This window comes from Streptomyces cyanogenus, assembly GCF_017526105.1.
Classification (GTDB): Bacteria; Actinomycetota; Actinomycetes; order Streptomycetales; family Streptomycetaceae; genus Streptomyces; species Streptomyces cyanogenus.
In genome coordinates this window covers 4,053,395-4,067,484 of sequence record NZ_CP071839.1, presented here as the reverse complement: position 1 = coordinate 4,067,484, position 14,090 = coordinate 4,053,395, and the positions used below count along the sequence as shown (strand labels likewise).

Sequence of the window (14,090 nt, the reverse complement as noted above, 5' to 3'; positions counted from 1 at the left end):
GGGGTCAGCCGGGCGCGTGAGTCAGGGCGGCCCGCAGGTGGCCGCCCGACTCCTCCAGGAGGCGGGCGGCCGTCGGGCCGTCGACGCCGGCGAGCAGGACGAGGATCGCGGGTTTCACCTCGCCGCCGGTCTCGGTGAGGGCCTTCTCGATCTCGGCGTCGTCCGCGCCCGTGGCCAGGGAGACGATCCGGTGCGAGCGGGCGCGCAGCTTGTCGTTGGAGGCGCGCACGTCGACCATCAGGTTCCCGTACGTCTTGCCGAGCCGGATCATCGTGATCGTCGACAGCATGTTCAGCACCAGCTTCTGGGCCGTGCCCGCCTTCAGCCGGGTGGAGCCGGCGATCAGCTCGGGGCCCACGACGACCTCGATGCCGTGCTCGGCGGCGGCGGCCAGCGGGCTGTGCTCGTTGCAGGCCAGGCCGACGGTCAGCGCGCCGAGCGACCGGGCGTGCTCGACGGCCCCGACCGCGTAGGGCGTGCGACCGGACGCGGAGACGCCGACCACGCTGTCGTCCGGGGTGAGCTTGAGCGCGTCCAGGTCCCGGCGGGCCAGCTCCGCGGAGTCCTCGGCGCCTTCCACGGAGGTGACCATGGCCGCGGGACCGCCCGCGATCAGCCCGACGACCTGGTCGGGGTCGGTGTTGAAGGTGGGCGGGCACTCGGAGGCGTCCAGGACGCCCAGCCGGCCGGCGGTGCCCGCGCCGGCGTAGACGAGCCGTCCGCCGCGGCTCATGCGCTGGGCCACGGCGTCGACGGCGGCGGCGATCCGCGGCAACTGCCGTGCCACGGCGCCGGGCACGCCCGCGTCCTCGCCGTTCATCAGCCGGGCGATGTCGAGGGTGGGCAACCGGTCGATCTCGGCCAGCTCGGGCCGGAAGGCCTCGGTGGTCAGGGAGGCCAGCTGACTGCGCAGGTCATGAGAGGTCATGGGGGGTGGCTCTCTCCAGTACGGGGACGTGCTTTCCCTACGGTCTATCGCGAAGCGCTCCGGTGCCGGTGGGCCAACGCCTCGTACGACGCGGCGAGCGCCGGAGCCGCGGTCTCGTACGTCCGCTGCGCCACCCCCACGAACAGACAGTCCACCACCAGCAGTTGGCTGGTCCGGGAGGACATCGCGGCGGGCCGCAGCTCGCTCTCGCGCGAGGTGGACGTGGTCAGCACCAGGTCGGCGTACTGGGTGACCGCGGAGTCGGGCCGTCCGGTGACGGCCACCGTCGTCGCCCCGTGCTCGAAGGCGACCCGGAGCGGCTCGATGACGTCCCCCGTGGACCCGGAGTGCGTGATCGCGATCGCCACGTCACCCGAACGGAGCTGCACCGCGTTGGTCACCGCGAGGTGCGGGTCGCTGTGCGCGTGGGCTATGAGTCCTATGCGCAGGAGTTTCTGGGTGAGGTCCTGGGCGACGAGCCCGGAGGCTCCTATGCCGTACACATCGGTGCGGCGGGCGCTCGCGAGCGCGGTGACGGCCGCGTCGAGCTGGGCGGTGTCGAGTCCGGCGGCGGTGTCGGCGAGGGTCTGCTGTTCCTCGTAGGCCAGCTTGGCGACGACGTCGGCGATGGGGTCGTCCACCGCGATGTCCGTGGTGATCGCGGGCGCGCGGCCGGACTGCTGCTGGGCGGCCAGTCCGGCGAGGGCGAGCCGCAGGTCGCGGTAGCCCGGGTAGCCGAGCAGCCGGGCGGTGCGCACGACCGTCGCCTCGCTGGTGCCGGTGAGTTCGGCGAGGCCGGTGACCGTGAGGGCGGCGCAGCCGGCCGGGTCGCCGGCGACGGCCTCGGCGACGCGCTGCATGGACCGGGTCATGGTCGGGGCGAGCGTGCGCACCTTGGCGGCGAGGGAGCCGACCGGGCTGCCGAAACTTTCCTTCACGTCCTGGGTCACGCATGAAAGATATTTTCGGTTCGGTGTCGCGGTCAAGAGTGCGCACAATGGGGTGCATGGACCCCATCAGCCCCCTGGAGCAGGCGTTGCACGCGGCCCGCGCCCTGGTACTCGCGGATCTGGTCGCCGGCCAGGTCGCGGAGGCGGACGTCGTCTCCCTGGTGGAGGAGTCCGTCGCCCAGCGGCGCTGGTGGGTCGAGCAGTGGCCGGACGGCCTGGCCTTCGTCGCCGGGCTGGTCGCCCAGGACGTGCAGGACGCGCTCCTGGAGCGGTACGGCCGCTGGCCGCTGTGCCCGGTGTGCGGCTCCGGCGACCCGCACGCGCTGGACGTGGAACCGGAACTGGGTCCCGACCCGCACTGGGTGTGCCACAAGGCCGGCGTGAAGGTCGCCTCGGTGGGCTCACTGGGCTCGGCCACCGGCGGGATGACGTCCTCGTGAGGCGCCGGTGACCGTCTACATCGACCCGCCCACCTGGCCCGGCCACGGGCGCCTGTGGTCGCACCTGGTGAGCGATGTGTCGTACGACGAACTCCACCTGTTCGCCGCCGGGTTGGGCGTCCCCCGGCGGGCCTTCGACGGTGACCACTACGACATCCCGTCCCACCGCTACGCGGACGCCGTGGCGGCGGGCGCGGTGGAGGTCGGCAGCCGCGAGGTGGTGCGGCTGCTGAGGTCCGCCGGTCTGCGCCGGCCCAAGGGTCTGGTTCAGCGGCGCAGGTAGAGCAGGAGCCCGGCGTCCATGTCGTGGTCGGTCCGGGCGGTGCGTTCCTCCTCGACCGTCGCCCGGGTGAAGCCGGCCCGTTCCACCACGCGCTGGGAGGGCACGTTGTCCGGTTCGATCGTGGCGATGACCGTGTCGACGTCGTCGCGGGCCAGGGCCCACCCGGACAGGGTGCGCAGCGCCTCGGTCGCGTAGCCGTGACCGCGGGCGCCGGCGACGAGGTCGTAGCCGATCTCCACCCGGCGCTCCTCGTCCGGGGCGCCGTGGAAGCCGATGCCGCCGACCGCCCGGCCGTCCTCGGGCCGTACGAGGGCGAAGACGCCGAACTCGGGGCGGTGCACGCCGGCTTCGTACGCCTTCACCAGGAGCGTGCAGGCCTCCCTGGTGCCCTCGTACGGGCCGCCGTCGAGCCAGTCGAAGCCGCCCGTGCCGCCCAGGCGCAGATCGTCGGCCTGGGCCGGCCGGATTCCGGTGAGGGTGACGGGTCCGGCGGGGATGACGAGGTTGTTGTACCAGTTCCAGTCGGTGACCGGGGCGCGGCCGGGCAGCTCGCCGCGGCCGGTCGCCCACAGCAGGGTCGGCCAGGGTGCGGGGCCGGGCTGGACGTGGGGGAAGAGCCAGGCCAGGGCGGATTCGGCGAGGTCGGCAGGGGGTTCGTAGGGCAGGCCGAGGCCGCGGGTGATGTCGTGGGTGTGCAGCATCGCCTCGGTGACGCACATCGCGGCGAAGCCCTCGCGGTCGGCGCTGCCGAACGGGTAGGGGTGGAAGGCGCGCACGCCCGGGGGTGCGGTGCGGACCGCGGCGGCCAGCAGGGCGCCGGCCGCCTCGATCACCTGCAGCAGTCCGGCGTTGTCGGTGTCCTCGGGGAGGGTGAGGTTCAGCGGGATGCGGTGCCGGGCGCCGGTGGCGAGCTGGCCGGCGTACTTGGTGAGGGCTTGTGCGATGTGCAACGCGGTCGTGCGGCAGCTCCAGTCCAGGCCGGCCGCGTCGACTGCCTCCCAGTCCCGGTCCAGCGCCGCGCGCAGTGCCGCTGTGCAGCTGGTGACAGCCGCCTCCACCTGGTCCCCGCTCATGGTCCGCATGCGCGCACAGTACGGGGGCGAGGATCTCAGGTCGACAGCATTTCCAGCTCGGCCGCGAGGTTGTAGCGCGCGGTGGCCTCCCAGTGCTCCCGGCCGTACGGGGTGCGGAACAGGCGGGGCAGGTCCAGCAGTTGGCGCAGGACCGCCGAACGGCCCTGGCGGAACGCCTCGTTCGGCACGAAGTGGTACTCCTCGCGGACCTCGGCGGTGTAGGCGGCGTACGCCGACGGCGGCGCGGCCAGGATCGCGAGGTCGGCGTCGCACAGCACCTGGCCGTCGCGGTCGTCGTCGGCCGGGTCGTGGGTGACCGTGAGTCGGACCAGCCGGGCCACCTCGGCCGTCTTCGCGTCCGGCACACCGGCCTCCGGCAGGGCGCGCTCGGCCAGCCGCGCGGACCGCTCCTCGTTCTCGGACCGCTCCGGGTGGTAGACGGCGTCGTGGAACCAGGCGGCCAGCCGGACCACGTCCGCGTCGGCCGCGTACTCCGCCAGGGCGTCGACGTGGTCGAGTACGGCGGTGAGGTGCGTCGGCGTGTGGTACCGGCGCTGCGGCTCCTGCCAGCGGGCGAGCAGGTTGTCGGCGTAGGGGCCGGGGTCGGGGCCGCCGCCCGGGGCGCGGGCTGCTTCCAGGGCGCGGGCGAAGCGGAGGCGCAGGGCGTCGAGGTCGGCCATGCCCCCCATTCTCCCGTGACGCCGGCCCGGCGGCGCACCTAGCGTGGCCCCCATGACTGACACTGTGGATGTGCGTGACCCCGAACTGCCCGGGCGGCTGCTGGTCATGGAGCGGGACGTCCTCGTGCCGCTGCTGCGGTCCCGGCCGGACGCCGACTTCGCGCTGCCGACGGCCGCGTGTCCGGGGTGGACGGTGCGCGACGTGCTGGCGCACTGTTCCGCCGCGCTGATGCGGGTGGTGGAGAACCGGTTCGAGAAGGGGGTGTTCTCGCCGGAGTCCAACGAGCGGGACATCGCCGAGCGGGCCGACTGGACGAACGCGCGGGTGGTGGACGAGCTGGAGCGCGGGATGACCGAGGCCGGCCCGGTGATCGCCCGCTGGGACGGGCGGCTGGACATGCTCGCCCTGGGGGAGTGGGTGCACGCCGGGGACGTGCGCGAGGTCCTCGGTGAGCCGGGGGCGTACGCGGGCGCCGGGCTGCCGGCCGCGCTGACGCTGCTGGCGCGGGTCACCCGGGAGAACGAACACGTGCCGCTGCACGCCGACCTCGACGACGTGGACGAGCCGCTGCGGTTCGGCGCACGGGGCGCGGACGGTCCGCCGGCCCGCTACATCGGCGACGCCGCCACGCTGGTCCGGCTGTACGCGGGGCGGCCGGTGGCGGGGTCGGCCTACGAGCTGGTGGGGGTGCGGGAGGCGGAGCTGAACATCTTCGGCTGAGGGGGGCGCCGTGGCGCTCCGGTACCGGCGTACTCTTGAATTGGACTAGACCTGTCGGGTCGTAGTCCTGTCCTGTGTTCGCCTGTAGACGCCGATGAATGGGGTGCCATGAGCAAGCGTGCAGTCCTGGAGGTGATCGCCCTCGACGTCGAGGACGCGGTCGCCGCCCAGGCCGGAGGCGCGGACCGGCTGGAGCTGGTCACCGAGATGGCGGCCGACGGGCTCACCCCCGCGCCCGCCACCGTCGCCGCGATCCGCGCCGCCGTCGACATCGACCTGCGCGTGATGCTCCGCCTCGCGAACGGCTTCGCGGCCGGTGACGTGGACCGGCTGGTCGGGGTGGCCGGCGAGCTGCGGCAGGCCGGCGCCGACCAGTTCGTGCTCGGGTTCCTGGGCGCGGACGGCGGTGCCGACCTGGCCGCGGTGGAGCGGGTCGTCGACGCGCTCGCCGGCTGCCGGTGGACCTTCCACCGGGCGATCGACCGGTCCGCCGACCGTGACGCCCTGCGCCGACAGCTGGCCGACCTGCCCGGCCTGGACACCTACCTCACCGCCGGCTCCGCCGCGGGCGTGGACGACGGCCTGCCCACCCTGCTCGCCGAGGCGGCCCACGACGGCGAGCCCGGGTACGAGCAGCAGATCATGGTCGGCGGCGGACTCCGCCTCGACCACGTGCCCCGGCTCCGGGCCGCCGGCATCGAGGCCTTCCACATCGGCGGCGCGGCCCGCCCCGCCGGCTGGCAGGGCCCGGTCTCCCCGGCGCGGGTCGCCGAGTGGCGCTCGGTGCTGGACGGCGCCGCCTGCTGAGGGGCTACCCGGCGAGCTGCGGCGGCAGTGGCGCGCTGTGGGTCACGATCAGGCCCGACACCGCTCGGGTCAGGGCCACGTACAGGCGGCGCAGGCCCGTGCGTTCGTCGGGTTCGCCGTCCACCACCGCCTGCGGCTCGTCGAGGACCACGTAGTCGTACTCCAGGCCCTTGGCGAGGGAGGCCGGGACCAGGGTCAGCCGGGTCTCCCGGGTCGTCTCCTCGCCGGGGGCCAGGCAGGGGATCCCGGCCGCCGTGAGGGCCTCGGCGAGGGCGGGCACGCGGGCGTCGGCGGCGATCAGGCCGGTCGAGCCCTCGTTGCGCAGCAGCTCCGCGCACGCGGCGACGACGTCGGCCGCCTCCGTGGCCGTACGGACCTCGAAGAAGCCGGGGTTCTCCCGGACCGAGGCGACCGGGGTGAGGCCGGGGGCGATGTGCGGCAGCAGCCGGGAGGCGTACGCGATGACGTCGGTGGGGACGCGGAATCCGGCCGTCAGCTCCTCGACGACCCCCTCCCGCTTGCCGAGGTGGGCCAGCGCCTCCTCCCAGCTCCGGGTCGCCCACGGGGTCGTGCCCTGCGCCAGGTCGCCCAGGACGGTCGCGCTGCCGGTGGTGCAGCGGCGGCCGACGGCCCGGTACTGCATGGGGGAGAGGTCCTGTGCCTCGTCCAGCACGACGTGGCCGAGCGAGTGCGTGCGCTGGATCAGGTCGGCCGCCTCGTCGATCAGCACGGCGTCCGCCGCGGACCACTTGGCCGACTTCACACTGCGCACCGGCTTGGCCCACAGGACCGTCTTCTGCTCGTCCTCGTCCAGGAGCCCGTCCGCGTGCGCGGCGAGGAACTCCGCGTCGGTCAGCAGCCGCAGCACCAGCTTCGCCGGGTCCACGGCCGGCCACACCGCCTTCACCGCCGCCTTCACCGCGCCGTTGCGGGCCACCGCGTCCTGCACCCGGTCGTCCGGCGCCTCCCCGGCCCGCTCCATCTGCACCAGCACCGCGTGCGCGATGCGCTGCGGCAGGGCCTCGCGGGCGGCGCCGTAGCGGATGTCCCGGGCCAGCAACTCCCGGACGATCTCCTCCAGTTCGTACGCCGGCACCCGCCAGCGCCGGGAGCCGCGCACGACCACGACCGGCTCGCCGGGCATGGTCACGTGGGAGTACAGGGCCCGCCTGAGGACCTCGGCCATCCGGGCGTCGCCCTTGACGATCGCGGCGGCGGCCTCGTCCGTACCGCGCACCTCGACCCGCGCGACGAGGTCGTCCACGGTGGCCTGCTGCACGCTCAGCTCGCCGAGCGCGGGCAGCACCTGCTCGATGTAGTGCAGGAAGGACCGGTTCGGCCCGATGACGAGGGTGCCGGTGCGGGCCAGCCGCTCCCGGTGGGCGTAGAGGAGGTAGGCGACCCGGTGCAGGCCGACGGCGGTCTTCCCGGTGCCCGGGCCGCCCTGCACGCAGACCGTGCCGCCGAGCCCGCTGCGGACGATCTCGTCCTGCTCGGGCTGGATGGTGGCGACGATGTCCCGCATCGGGCCGACGCGCGGCCGCTCGATCTCCTGCTGGAGCAGCCTGCTCGTGGTGGCCGCCTCCGCCGGGTCGGACAGGCGCTCGTCCTCGTACGCCGTGAGGTCGCCGCCGGTGTAGCCGAAGCGGCGGCGCAGCGCGACGTCCATCGGGTCCTTCCTGGACGCCCGGTAGAACGGCTGCGACACCGGCGCACGCCAGTCGATGACCATGGGGTCGCCGTCCGCGTCGTGCACGTGCCGCCGCCCGATGTAGAACCGCTCCCCTTCGGCGCCCTCGGCCTGCTGCGCGCCCGGCGCGTGCAGGTAGTCGAGCCGGCCGAAGAACAGCGGGGTGTCGCTCAGGTCGGCCAGCGCCTTGATGCGCTCGTCGATCTGGCGGGCGAGCACCGCGGCGTTGACCCAGTTCGCGGTGACGTCCCCGATGTCCAGGGCTTCCACGTCCTCGCGCATGGCGCGCAGGGCGGCCCGGGAGGCGGCGAGGTGGGAGCGCTCTCGGCCGAGTGGATCGTCGAGCGGGGCGTGGGCGGGCGTGGACAAGGGGGTGCCTCCGGTGGGCCTGCTGCGTGGGCGACGACGATGCCGTCCGGTTTCCGGCCGGGCGGCGGCACTCCTGGAGGAGGCGGGCAAGGGCGGAGATTTTAGGCGGGGCCCGCGGCACCGGTCCAATGGATTTCCACCCCCGCGCGGTTCCACCATGGAGACATGAGCGCAGCAGCCATCACCCCGGCGCCGATGCGGCCACCCTGCGGCGCCACCGCCGTCGAGGGCACCCATCACCACCGCCTGGGCAGTGCCCTGCGGGCCGTGAAGGTGTTCGCGGAGGCGGCCTTCCGCGTCCTCATCCTCGGCGAGTACGGCGAGGAAGCGGGCATACGCCGTAAGTAGCGACATAGGGTCATACGTGTGTGCAAACGGACGGTGACGCCCTGCCTGCCTGCCCTGCTCCTGCTCGCCCTCTCCCTCGCCTCGTTCGCCGCGTTGTGCGCCCTGCGCGGCGCACCCATGGCCGACCTCCTCGTCTACCGGGCCGAGGGCGCGGCCGTCGTCCGCGGCACCGACCTGTACGGCTTCACCGTCACCGAGTGGCGGCTCCCGGCGACCTACCCGCCCTTCGCGGCGGTCCTGTTCGTCCCGGCCGCCTGGCTCCCGGTCCCGGCCCTGAAGGCGGCCGTGCTGGCGGGCAACGTCCTCCTGCTCGCCACCCTCGTCGCCCTCTCCGCCCGCCTGGCGTCCCGCCCGCTGCCGCCGGCCCCGCTCTGCACGGCCACCGCCCTCGCCCTCTGGCTCGAACCGGTCTTCCAGACGCTGCTGTACGGCCAGATCAACCTGGCCGTCACCTGCCTGACCCTATGGGACCTGACCCGGCCCCCGGGCGCCCGCGCCAAGGGCCTCGCCCTCGGGATCGCGGCCGGCATCAAGCTCACCCCGGCCGTGTTCGTGGTCTACCTGCTGCTGCGGGGCCGCAACCGGGAGGCGGTGACGGCCGTGGCGGCCGGTGCGGGGACGGCCGTGCTCGGTGCCGTCCTGCTCCCGTCCGCGAGCGCCGACTTCTGGACCCGGCGGCTGTGGGAGACCGGCCGGGTGGGCAAGGCGTGGATCGTGGACAACCAGTCCCTGCGGGGGCTGGTCTCCCGGCTCCTGGGCGACCCCGCACCGGGCCCGGCCTGGGCGCTGCCGGCGGCGGCGGTCGCGGTGGCGGGCCTGGCACTGGCGGCCCGCGCCCGGCGGGACAGCCACGGCGTCCTGCTGACCGCGTTCACCGCCCTGCTGGTCTGCCCGATCAGCTGGACCCACCACTGGGTGTGGTGCGTGCCGCTGCTCGCCGTGCTGCTGGCGGAGGGGTGCACCCGTACGGCCGCGCTGGTGGCCCTGGTCTTCACCGCCCGCACGATGTGGCTGGTGCCCCACGAGGGCGCCCTGGACCTGGAACTGCCCTGGTGGCAACAGCCGTTGGCGGGCGCCTACCCCCTCCTGGTGCTCGGGCTGCTCAGCTCGTATGACAGCATGATCATCCGTTGTCCAGCACTTCCGAACGAGCAAACGGGGACCTTGACATGGCTTTCTCGAAGCTTCCGCTCCGCAAGGCGGTGAGCGGTCTGACCGCCGCCACCGCCCTCGCCCTCGGCGCCACCCTCATGGCCGCTCCCGGCGCCTCGGCCGTCGGCTCCTCCGCCTGCACCAAGAACATCAAGGACCGGACCCTGCAGGTGGTCCAGTGGGACCACGCCGACATGTACACCAGCCCCAGCTTCAGGTCCAAGGTGAAGAAGTCCGTCTTCGCGGGCAGCAGCGTGCGCGTCTACTGCACCGCGAAGGGCGGCGACTGGTACTACGGCAAGTCCGGCAGGACCACCGGCTGGATGGAGTACCACGCGTTCTTCTAGGCCGGACCCCGGCCGCCGGGCCGGCCCCGTTCGCCGGGCCGGCCCCCGCGGTCACCGGCGCGCGGCTCGTCCCGCGCACCGCGGCTCCGCGGGACGCTGCCGCCCACCCGGCCGTCGCCGTCGCCGGCGATGACGACGACCTCGTCACCGGCGGCCCAGCGCCTGCGGTCGGTCTTGGGCGGGTTGACGCGCAGCCCGTAGCCGGGGGCACGGCCGGCCTCGGCGTGGCTGCGGTACCCGATGGCGCACTCGCCCCGGTCGCGTGCCGCGGCGACGACCGTGGCGAAGGACGCCTCGTGGCCGGTCCGTACGTAGTCGGCGGCCGACCGCAGATGGATCTGGGTGCCGCCGGCCGAGAACAGCTCGTCGAACACCGCCGCCAAGTGCCGGTTCTGGGAGATCTGCGCCATCAGCAGCCCGACGAGCTTGCCGCTGATGATCACGTCGGCTCCGGGGCCGAGCGGTGCGAGGGGCCGGTTGCCGTCGTCGGTCAGTTCGGTGACCACCGGCAGTTCCCGGCCGATCCGGCGTTCGAGGTGGCGCAGCACGAGCAGGGTGACGAGCGTGCGGGTGTCCGGTTCCTCCGGGGCCTCGCCGGGCCGTGGTTCCCGGCCGAGCACGATGACGCTGTCGTAGCGGGCGAGGTCCAGGTCGGCCAGGGTCTCCGGCCGGGTGGTGTCCCCCCTGCGGGGCACACAGGTCCAGTCGGCGCCGCCCGCATCGTACGCGGCCCGCACCGTGGCCTCGTCCTCGTCCGCCACCACGTCGGCGACGGAACCAGGGGGTGCGTTGCGCCCCCATTCCCGCAGCACGAGCGGCGCCCGGCGATTCCAGCCCAGCAACAGCACGCGCTCCGGCCGGGTATCCGGCGGCCGGGGACTCGTGATGAGCCGCTCCTCGACGAACCGCGTGCAGTCGGCGAGTTCGGCGGTGTCGTCGTCGGCGGTGATCACGATGATCCGGTCGTCCGGCTCGATCACCGTCCGCGGGGAAGGGTTCAGCCACGGCACACCGTGACGGACCAGCCCGACCGCGCTGGCGTTGCCGTAGGCGAGCAGCACGTCACCGAAGTCCCGGCCGACCAGCGAGGGGTGTGAGGCCGGGTAGAACTCGTCCCCGGCGAAGTCGAGGAGCTCGCGGTGGACGAGGGACAGCCCCGGGCGGCGCGCGGCCTGGGCGATGAGCCGGGCGGTGACCGTGTCGCTCTCCACGACGACTCCGCGCTCTCCCGCGGCCAGACGGGCCGCGAGCAGGTAGCGGCTGTCGCGGACCGCGGCCACGACGGGCGGGGTCACGGCGTCCCCGGGCGCCGTCGCCCGCAGCGCCAGCAGGGTCCTGACCACGTCCGCGTCGCTGCGCGACTCGTCGGGCGGCAGCACGATCACCGAGTCGGCCGTGGCCGGACTGGCCAGGGCCAGCACGGCCGGATCGGCCGACGGACCGCTGCGGCAGATCAGCCGGGTCCGGCCGGTGGGGCCCACCTTGCCGTACAGGGCCTCCTCCATGGCCGTCTTGTCCCGGTCGGCCAGGACCGCGACGGCCGAACCCCGCTGGTTGGCGCCCGCCGCGACCAGTTCGCCCACCACCGTGAACACCTGCTCCGACCAGCCCAGGACCACCACATGGCCGCGTTCCACCAGCGTGGAGCGTCCGCGCCGCAGGGCGATCAGCCGCTCGGTCAGCCCGGTCGTGACGAGACCGACGAGGGTCGAGACGTACACCAGGGCGACCAGGGCCAGCAGCACCGACAGCACGACCCGCAAGGGGGTACCGGTGGTGCCGCCCAGCCGCAGCGTCTCCCCGGTCAGGCGCCAGACCGCCGCCAGCTTCCCGGGAAGGGTGGCGGGGGTGTGCCCGCTCGTCCACACCAGCACCGCGCTCGCGGGCACGACGACCGCCAGGCAGACCACCACCAGCCAGCCGACCAGGGCCGAGCTCCCGCGCGCCAGGGTCGTGTCGAACCAGTACCGCGCTCGGGCACCCACCCCGGGACGCCGCTGCTCCACCTTGTTCCCCCTCCGCCACCGGCCTGTAGGGGGCAGTGTCCTGACCCGGCACCCCGCGACGCGCGGCACGGCGCGCGATTCACCCCTTCGCCCCAACCGGATGCAGGGGACCGCCTCCGCGTGCCTCCGCGCACCCCGGCGCCACCGGTTTGAACTGCGGCTTTCCCTCGTCCGTGGCAATCCGCCGCGACCCGGGGCGCACCGGCCCGGCGGACCAGTAGAAGTTCGTCATGACCCAAGATCACCAGGCGGCCGCCGACAGCGGCTGCCTGACCAGGCGTACGCTCACGACCGCCGCCGGCACGACGGCCGCGGTCACCTTCCTCGGAGCCGGGGCCGGCAGCGCGGCGGCCCGGCCCGCCCAGGCGCCTTCCCGGGGCCCCGCCCCTGCGGCCCGCGCGAGGGCGGGCGGCGCGGACTTCGACCGCTGCCTCGCCGCCGCACGGGCCCTGCTCGTCGTGGACTCCGGCGACCGGCCCCTCGTCCCCGGCTACCGGCGGGTGCTCAAGGACGGTCTCCCCCGACGGCGGGCGGGCGGGCCCAAGACCGTCCTCGTCATCGGAGCGGGCCCGGCCGGCCTGGTCACGGCCTGGCTGCTGAAGCGGGCCGGACACCGCGTGACCGTCCTGGAGGCCAACGGCAACCGGGCGGGCGGACGCATCAAGACCTTCCGCCACGGCGGCCACGAGAAGGCGGCGCAGCCCTTCGCCGACCCCCGCCAGTACGCCGAGGCCGGCGCGATGCGGCTGCCCGGCAGCCACCCGCTGGTGATGGACCTCGTCGACCGACTGGGCCTGAAGAAGCGGCCCTTCCACTACGTCGACGTCGACGCGGACGGACGTCCCGCCTCCCACACCTGGATCCGCGTCAACGGCATCCGCATGCGACGCGCCGACTACGCCCGTGCGCCCCGGCGCATCAACCGCTCCTTCGGTGTCCCGCGCGCCCACTGGGACACGCCGGCCGCGGCCATCCTGCGCTCGGTGCTCGATCCGGTGCGCGACGAGTTCAGCACGGTCGGAGCCGACGGCAGGCGGATCGACAAGCCGCTGCCCGAGCGGGTCCGCGGCTGGGCCAGGGTGATCCAGCGCTTCGGCGACTGGTCGATGTACCGCTTCCTGACCGAGCACGCGGGCCTGGACGAGCGGACGGTCGACCTCGTCGGCACCGTCGAGAACCTCACCTCACGGCTGCCCCTGTCCTTCGTCCACAGCTTCATCGGCTCCTCCCTGATCAGCCCGGACACCGCGTTCTGGGAGCTGGAGGGCGGCACGGCCGTCCTGCCGGACGCCCTGCTGGCCAAGGTCCGCGAGGACGTGCGGTTCGACCGGCGGGTCACGCGGATCGAGTACTACGACCCCGACCGCGCCGGCGGCGACACACGGCACGTCCACGCCGCGGGGCCCCACGTCTGGGTGGACACCGTCTCCGAGGGCCGGGGAGGCGGCCCGGTCGTGCGGGAGCAGTTCACCGCCGACGCGGCCGTCGTGACCGTGCCCTTCTCCGGCCTGCGGCACGTGCAGGTCAGCCCGCTGATGTCGTACACCAAGCGCCGGGCGATCACCGAACTGCACTACGACTGCGCGACCAAGGTGCTGCTGGAGTTCAGCCGCCGCTGGTGGGAGTTCGACGAGTCCGACTGGAAGCGGGAGCTGAACCGCATCGACGCCGGCCTCTACGACGCCTACCGCACCGGCCGGACCCCCGGCGACGGCAGCCTCCTCGGCGCCCACCCCTCCGTCCCGTCCGGCCACATCACCGCCGGCCAGCGCGTGCACTACGCCGCCAACCGCGCCGTCACCCGCGACCAGCCGGAGGCGGCCGGTGTCATCGGCGGCGGCTCGGTGTCGGACAACGCCAACCGCTTCATGTACCACCCGTCCCACCCGGTCCCCGGCAGCGCGGGCGGGGTGGTCCTGGCCTCCTACAGCTGGGCGGACGACGCCCTGCGCTGGGACTCCCTCGGCGAGGACGCCCGCTATCCGCACGCCCTGTGCGGCCTGCAGGAGGTCTACGGCCAGCGGATCGAGGTCTTCTACACCGGCGCGGGCCGCACCCAGAGCTGGCTGCGCGACCCCTACGCCTACGGCGAGGCCTCCGTGCTGCTGCCCGGCCAGCACACGGAACTGCTCCCGTCGATTCCGGTTCCCGAGGGGCCCCTGCACTTCGCGGGCGACCACACCTCCGTCAAACCGGCGTGGATCGAGGGAGCGCTGGAGTCCGCCGTGCGCGCCGCCCTGGAGGTCCACACGGCGTGAGCCGCGCCGGGCGCCGCTGCCCCTGCGGGGCGGTGCCC

14 protein-coding genes are annotated in these 14,090 nt (G+C 74.1%); 8 read left to right on the top strand and 6 right to left on the bottom strand.

What is annotated here, in order from left to right:
• Positions 1–4: 4 nt before the first annotated feature.
• Both murQ and S1361_RS18215 read right to left on the bottom strand, forming a co-directional pair.
• On the bottom strand, positions 5–928 hold the full coding sequence (gene murQ / locus S1361_RS18220; protein ID WP_208032895.1) for an N-acetylmuramic acid 6-phosphate etherase: 924 nt from the start codon (positions 926–928) through the stop codon (positions 5–7).
• Positions 929–972: 44 nt separating this feature from the next.
• Positions 973–1,878 carry a MurR/RpiR family transcriptional regulator gene (locus S1361_RS18215; protein WP_208032894.1) on the bottom strand — a complete coding sequence of 302 codons (906 nt, stop codon included), beginning with the start codon at positions 1,876–1,878 and terminating at the stop codon, positions 973–975.
• A 56-nt stretch (positions 1,879–1,934) separates the two neighbouring features.
• Between S1361_RS18215 and S1361_RS18210 the strand changes: the two genes are divergently transcribed.
• The gene (locus tag S1361_RS18210) at positions 1,935–2,318 is read left to right on the top strand and encodes a hypothetical protein (protein WP_208032893.1); all 384 of its coding nucleotides are present in this window, start codon (positions 1,935–1,937) and stop codon (positions 2,316–2,318) included.
• A 7-nt stretch (positions 2,319–2,325) separates the two neighbouring features.
• Positions 2,326–2,601, top strand: a complete 276-nt coding sequence (locus S1361_RS18205) for a DUF4031 domain-containing protein (RefSeq protein WP_208032892.1) — start codon at positions 2,326–2,328, stop codon at positions 2,599–2,601.
• On the opposite strand, the gene S1361_RS18200 is transcribed toward S1361_RS18205, so the two are convergent.
• Together S1361_RS18200 and S1361_RS18195 are read right to left on the bottom strand one after the other, a co-directional pair.
• On the bottom strand, positions 2,586–3,683 hold the full coding sequence (locus tag S1361_RS18200; protein WP_208032891.1) for a GNAT family N-acetyltransferase: 1,098 nt from the start codon (positions 3,681–3,683) through the stop codon (positions 2,586–2,588). The two genes, S1361_RS18205 and S1361_RS18200, sit on opposite strands and share 16 nt — an antisense overlap.
• Positions 3,684–3,709: 26 nt before the next feature.
• On the bottom strand, positions 3,710–4,354 hold the full coding sequence (locus S1361_RS18195) for an HD domain-containing protein (RefSeq protein WP_208032890.1): 645 nt from the start codon (positions 4,352–4,354) through the stop codon (positions 3,710–3,712).
• A gap of 52 nt (positions 4,355–4,406) precedes the next feature.
• On the opposite strand from S1361_RS18195, the gene S1361_RS18190 reads away from it, so the two are divergent.
• Together S1361_RS18190 and S1361_RS18185 are read left to right on the top strand one after the other, a co-directional pair.
• Positions 4,407–5,075, top strand: coding sequence for a maleylpyruvate isomerase family mycothiol-dependent enzyme (locus S1361_RS18190; RefSeq protein ID WP_208032889.1), 669 nt, complete (start codon positions 4,407–4,409; stop codon positions 5,073–5,075).
• A 108-nt stretch (positions 5,076–5,183) separates the two neighbouring features.
• The gene (locus tag S1361_RS18185; RefSeq protein WP_208032888.1) at positions 5,184–5,882 is read left to right on the top strand and encodes a copper homeostasis protein CutC; all 699 of its coding nucleotides are present in this window, start codon (positions 5,184–5,186) and stop codon (positions 5,880–5,882) included.
• Between the two features lie 4 nt (positions 5,883–5,886).
• Here S1361_RS18185 and S1361_RS18180 read toward each other — a convergent pair whose 3' ends face one another.
• Entirely contained in the window at positions 5,887–7,941 is a 2,055-nt protein-coding gene (locus tag S1361_RS18180) for a HelD family protein (protein WP_208032887.1), read from the bottom strand.
• A 165-nt stretch (positions 7,942–8,106) separates the two neighbouring features.
• Between S1361_RS18180 and S1361_RS18175 the strand changes: the two genes are divergently transcribed.
• The 3 genes from S1361_RS18175 to S1361_RS18165 are packed head-to-tail and all read left to right on the top strand — an operon-like array spanning position 8,107 to position 9,788.
• Positions 8,107–8,289 carry a hypothetical protein gene (locus S1361_RS18175; RefSeq protein WP_208032886.1) on the top strand — a complete coding sequence of 61 codons (183 nt, stop codon included), beginning with the start codon at positions 8,107–8,109 and terminating at the stop codon, positions 8,287–8,289.
• Between the two features lie 18 nt (positions 8,290–8,307).
• Positions 8,308–9,495 (top strand): glycosyltransferase 87 family protein, encoded by a 1,188-nt coding sequence (locus S1361_RS18170; protein WP_425086777.1) that lies wholly within the window; start codon positions 8,308–8,310, stop codon positions 9,493–9,495.
• A complete protein-coding gene (locus tag S1361_RS18165) occupies positions 9,459–9,788 on the top strand; it encodes an SH3 domain-containing protein (RefSeq protein WP_208032885.1) in 330 nt (109 codons plus the stop codon). Before S1361_RS18170 ends, S1361_RS18165 begins: the two co-directional genes overlap by 37 nt.
• Here the strand turns inward: S1361_RS18165 and S1361_RS18160 are convergent.
• Positions 9,785–11,794, bottom strand: coding sequence for a CASTOR/POLLUX-related putative ion channel (locus tag S1361_RS18160; RefSeq protein WP_208032884.1), 2,010 nt, complete (start codon positions 11,792–11,794; stop codon positions 9,785–9,787). The two genes, S1361_RS18165 and S1361_RS18160, sit on opposite strands and share 4 nt — an antisense overlap.
• A 230-nt stretch (positions 11,795–12,024) precedes the next feature.
• On the opposite strand from S1361_RS18160, the gene S1361_RS18155 reads away from it, so the two are divergent.
• Positions 12,025–14,052 (top strand): flavin monoamine oxidase family protein, encoded by a 2,028-nt coding sequence (locus S1361_RS18155; protein ID WP_208032883.1) that lies wholly within the window; start codon positions 12,025–12,027, stop codon positions 14,050–14,052.
• Positions 14,053–14,090 lie beyond the last annotated feature (38 nt).

Excerpts from the sequence above, each read along its gene's own strand:
- murQ (WP_208032895.1), bottom strand. The coding sequence starts at position 928 with ATGACCTCTCATGACCTGCGCAGTCAGCTGGCCTCCCTGACCACCGAG.
- S1361_RS18210 (WP_208032893.1), top strand. The coding sequence starts at position 1,935 with ATGGACCCCATCAGCCCCCTGGAGCAGGCGTTGCACGCGGCCCGCGCC.
- S1361_RS18200 (WP_208032891.1), bottom strand. The coding sequence starts at position 3,683 with ATGCGGACCATGAGCGGGGACCAGGTGGAGGCGGCTGTCACCAGCTGC.
- S1361_RS18195 (WP_208032890.1), bottom strand. The coding sequence starts at position 4,354 with ATGGCCGACCTCGACGCCCTGCGCCTCCGCTTCGCCCGCGCCCTGGAA.
- S1361_RS18190 (WP_208032889.1), top strand. The coding sequence starts at position 4,407 with ATGACTGACACTGTGGATGTGCGTGACCCCGAACTGCCCGGGCGGCTG.
- S1361_RS18185 (WP_208032888.1), top strand. The coding sequence starts at position 5,184 with ATGAGCAAGCGTGCAGTCCTGGAGGTGATCGCCCTCGACGTCGAGGAC.
- S1361_RS18175 (WP_208032886.1), top strand. The coding sequence starts at position 8,107 with ATGAGCGCAGCAGCCATCACCCCGGCGCCGATGCGGCCACCCTGCGGC.
- S1361_RS18165 (WP_208032885.1), top strand. The coding sequence starts at position 9,459 with ATGGCTTTCTCGAAGCTTCCGCTCCGCAAGGCGGTGAGCGGTCTGACC.
- S1361_RS18155 (WP_208032883.1), top strand. The coding sequence starts at position 12,025 with ATGACCCAAGATCACCAGGCGGCCGCCGACAGCGGCTGCCTGACCAGG.